4 protein-coding genes are annotated in these 3,765 nt (G+C 30.7%); all 4 read right to left on the bottom strand.

Translation table 11 applies throughout. The annotated features are described in order from the left end of the window. Positions 1 to 431: 431 nt before the first annotated feature. Positions 432 to 1,457 (bottom strand): tyrosine-type recombinase/integrase, encoded by a 1,026-nt coding sequence (locus B5E75_RS14025; RefSeq protein ID WP_162607716.1) that lies wholly within the window; start codon positions 1,455 to 1,457, stop codon positions 432 to 434. Next, on the bottom strand, positions 1,450 to 2,421 hold the full coding sequence (locus tag B5E75_RS14020) for a tyrosine-type recombinase/integrase (RefSeq protein ID WP_087360542.1): 972 nt from the start codon (positions 2,419 to 2,421) through the stop codon (positions 1,450 to 1,452). Before B5E75_RS14020 ends, B5E75_RS14025 begins: the two co-directional genes overlap by 8 nt. Beyond that, complete coding sequence (locus B5E75_RS14015; protein WP_162607715.1) at positions 2,408 to 3,223, bottom strand: site-specific integrase; 816 nt, start codon at positions 3,221 to 3,223, stop codon at positions 2,408 to 2,410. Before B5E75_RS14015 ends, B5E75_RS14020 begins: the two co-directional genes overlap by 14 nt. A gap of 152 nt (positions 3,224 to 3,375) precedes the next feature. Then, a partial coding sequence (locus B5E75_RS14010) for a transposase (protein WP_241146678.1) occupies positions 3,376 to 3,765 on the bottom strand: 390 nt, incomplete at its 5' end.

The raw sequence follows: 3,765 nt of genomic DNA, 5'->3' as shown, positions 1-3,765 counted from the left end.
AATGCCAGCTTTTGCAATGTATCTTCCAAACGGAAAATGCCGATAAAGCCCTAAAATACAGGCTATACCGACATTTACCAGCTTATGAAAAGATAATCAGAAATTTAGTAAGTTTTTAATATAATAAATTATACATTTTGCATTTTTTTAATATAAAATAAAAATTATTTTGCATTTTTTTATAACTTTTTATATCTGTTTTATGTATTTTTCTCTATTCAAATGATATACTATGTATGGATGGTGATAGTTATGAAAAGAATAATCTATAATGATTTAATAGAATGGAAAAACAAAAAAGTGAAAAAACCGCTCATTATTAAAGGAGCTCGTCAAGTTGGTAATAATGTAAAGTTAGAAATAATGTAAAGTAGAAGCTAAAAACCTAGTGTTTATAAGGAAATTAACTGAAATTACTTTACATTATTTTTTTATTTCTTTGATAATTTTGTTAACCAATCCATTAAATCTTGGTCATTCGTCCAATCATTTTCTGATGTTTGCGATAAGTTTTCATACACCTTTTCTAACGCATCAATCTTATTTTGTGAACATATTTTCGCGTAAATCTCTGTTGTTTTGACACTACTGTGACCTAAAAAATCACGAATATAAATTAATTCAATTCCTGCTTCAAGAAGATGTACAGCTTTTGAATGACGAAATACATGTGGATGCATCTTGACAGTTATTCTTGCGTTATATTTTGAATTGGCTATATCTACATACTTATTGATAATATATGAAATTCCTGCCCTTGTATATGGTTTTCCACTTCTATTTTGAAATAAATATGGATGATCTTCAAATTGCCTTTTTTTGAGATTGTTTTCATCGATATATTTTTTTAGAAGTTTTACAGTGTTTCCCATAATTGGAACGACTCGTACCTTATTTCCTTTTCCTTTGATTTTGATAGATGAAGGCTTATCTAAATGAATATCCATTAATTTCATATGAATCAATTCGTCTACACGTGCGCCAGTATCATATAATACAGTAAGCATGACTTTATCCTTGAATCCATCTTTTATATGAGAACTTGGAGAATTCAATAATAATTTCATCTGATCTTTAGAAATCCACAACACTTCATTATCTGAACTTTTTTTCTTTTTGATAGATAATATTTTTTGATATTCAAATATATGTTCAATATCTTCGATTTGTAAATAGCTTACAAAGCTTCTGATTGCTGCCAGTCGTACATTTCTTGAATTGACTTGGATTTGATGTTTATATTCCAGCCAGTTAAGATAGCCAATCACATTATCTTTTGTAATATCAGACAGATTCACATTGTTGGGCTTTATTCCTTTTTCTTCATTCATATATTCTAAATATAACTTAAAAGTGGTTGCATATGAGGAAATTGTATTTGTACTATTATTTCTGTTGACTGGCATTTCTTTCGTTAAGAAATGAGACAAATAATATTGAAAATTTTTATTATTCATCGTCATTTTCTCCAAAGAAGTGTTTTTCTGCTTTTACGACGATATCAGGATATAGATCTGCAGTAAGTCGAAGATAGTACTCTGTGCTTCTTGTATCTGCATGACCCATATAGGCACATAAATATGGAAATAGTGAATTGATGTCTCTGCCTTCCGTTACCCAAATTTTTAGCCTATGAACACAAAAGGTATGCCTAAACGAATGAATTCTTGGTCCGTCTTTAGGGTGAGGGATATCTGCCATCCTCAGAAATTTTTGAAAATATTGATCAACTGTACTTTTGCTGAGATGTGAATGTCTGGAATGCCCTTTGAAGATATATTCATCATTTAAATAGATTTTTTCTTCGTTTATATAATTTTTCAAAATCTTTAAAACATTTTCATGAATTGGAATAATTCTTTCTGATTGATTTTTAGCTTTTAGGATGGTGAAAGTACCCTTATCGAAATCTATGTCTTTGACTCTAAGAGATAAAACCTCATTGAGTCTCATACCTGTAGAATATAAAATTCTTAAAATAATAGGATATTTCTTTCTTTGATTATAATATTGTCCATCTAGCGACGGGGTCTTTACCCATTCATCAATTGATAGAAACAGCCTTCTAAGTTCATCATCACTAAATATATAGGGTACAAATTCTCGATTGTATGAGCCTCTTGGCAATGGTGGCAGTACATAAGCCTTATATCCTTTTCGAATCATGAATTTGGCTAATTCACGGGCAACTCCGATTCTATTTATGGAATTGATTTTCTTTTCGAAGGATCTTTTTGCGATATATTTTTCAATCAAATCTTTTGTCAGCTTTATTTCAAGGATTTTTTCTTTGATTATGAGTTCGTCCAATTGCTTTAATTTATATTCCTCAGTCTTGTAATCAAATCCCAGATTATGTTTTTCTTCGACAAATGAATTGAAAACGTCTTTAAAGATGCTTTGATATTTATACTTCATCATCAAACACTCTCTCTGGATCAATCGGACATTCACTTAACCCTCTTAAATTTATTCTCATATAGGTTTCTGTCGATTTTATAGACTGATGACCTAGTATTTGTGAAATGACAGGTAATGGTGTTTCTTTTTCTAATAAAGCTGTTCCCAGAGTGTGTCTCAGCGAGTGAATTCCACAACGTCTATTTCTTCCGATATTCAATTTTGCATCATGCATTCTTCTGGTAAAGATACTGGAAATAGCGCTACTACTGCTAAATCTATCATATGGCGCACGATGTTCTATAAATAAATATTCAGATTCTACATTAGGGCGTCCATTTTTGATATAATCAATGATGGACCAGCCTACATCATTCAAAAGTGGAAGTATGATTGTATGATTGGTCTTTTCTTGTTTAATTGTTATTGTCTTTAGTTCCCAATTAAAACTTGAAAGCTTAAGATTGATGATATCAATTGCTCTCAATCCCAAATGAGAGGCAATCATTAAAATGGCATAATCTCTTTTCCCTTTGGAATCGCTTCTATCAATTGATGCCAACAATTGTTTAGCTTCTTCTACTGAAAGCGAATGCGGGATTCTTGTTTCGTGTGGTGTTCTTATGATTGGGAAATAAGAGACAATGTTGGTTCTACTTAATGAACTATCAAAACAGAACTGAAAAAACTGCTTAAGATCTCCTAGATTATGCGTAACGGATTTAGGCGTTTCATGAATAAATGAAGAAACAATAGTTTCGATAACACCTCTATCAATTTTGTCTATTGAAGATATTTTCAATTCTATAATAATATTCATCATTTTACGAACCGATAATTCCTTATGCTTTATGGTCGATTTTTTATAATCGCAATTTGTTTTAAGATATATCATAAAGGAATCATATATATGATTCCACAGACTGTTGACAAAGTGGTAGAATTTTTTATTAAATCTACCACTTCTTTTATTTTTTATGAAAATTGATAAATTTGTATTGTTTTCCTTATATTTCCTTCTTTTTTATTGGGTGAGGGAATATTTATGAGTCCTTTCCTTTTCTTCATTCTCGCTAATTTGCCTAAATTATGGCAGCCAAAAATAATCAACGATTCCTGTTGATTTTTCTTCAGTCCTTTTAATCTTGTGAATCTTAGTCCATGCTTTTCTTTGCAATCTGCATAGACTCTTTCTATCGTCTCTTTTCTTAGTGGATAGATATCTTTCCATTCTGGTGTATATCTATTCTCATCTGCTATTTCTCTATATTCCTCCCATACATGTCTTGTGATGACCTTCTGATGATTTTTGCTCTGTGTACATTTCTCTAAAAATGGACATCCTTCACAGTCCTTTGGATTTGA

This window comes from Massiliimicrobium timonense (assembly GCF_002160865.1).
GTDB lineage: Bacteria > Bacillota_I > Bacilli_A > Erysipelotrichales > Coprobacillaceae > Allocoprobacillus.
Note: the sequence above shows the minus strand (reverse complement) of the source record. Positions and strands in the feature narration are given on the sequence as shown.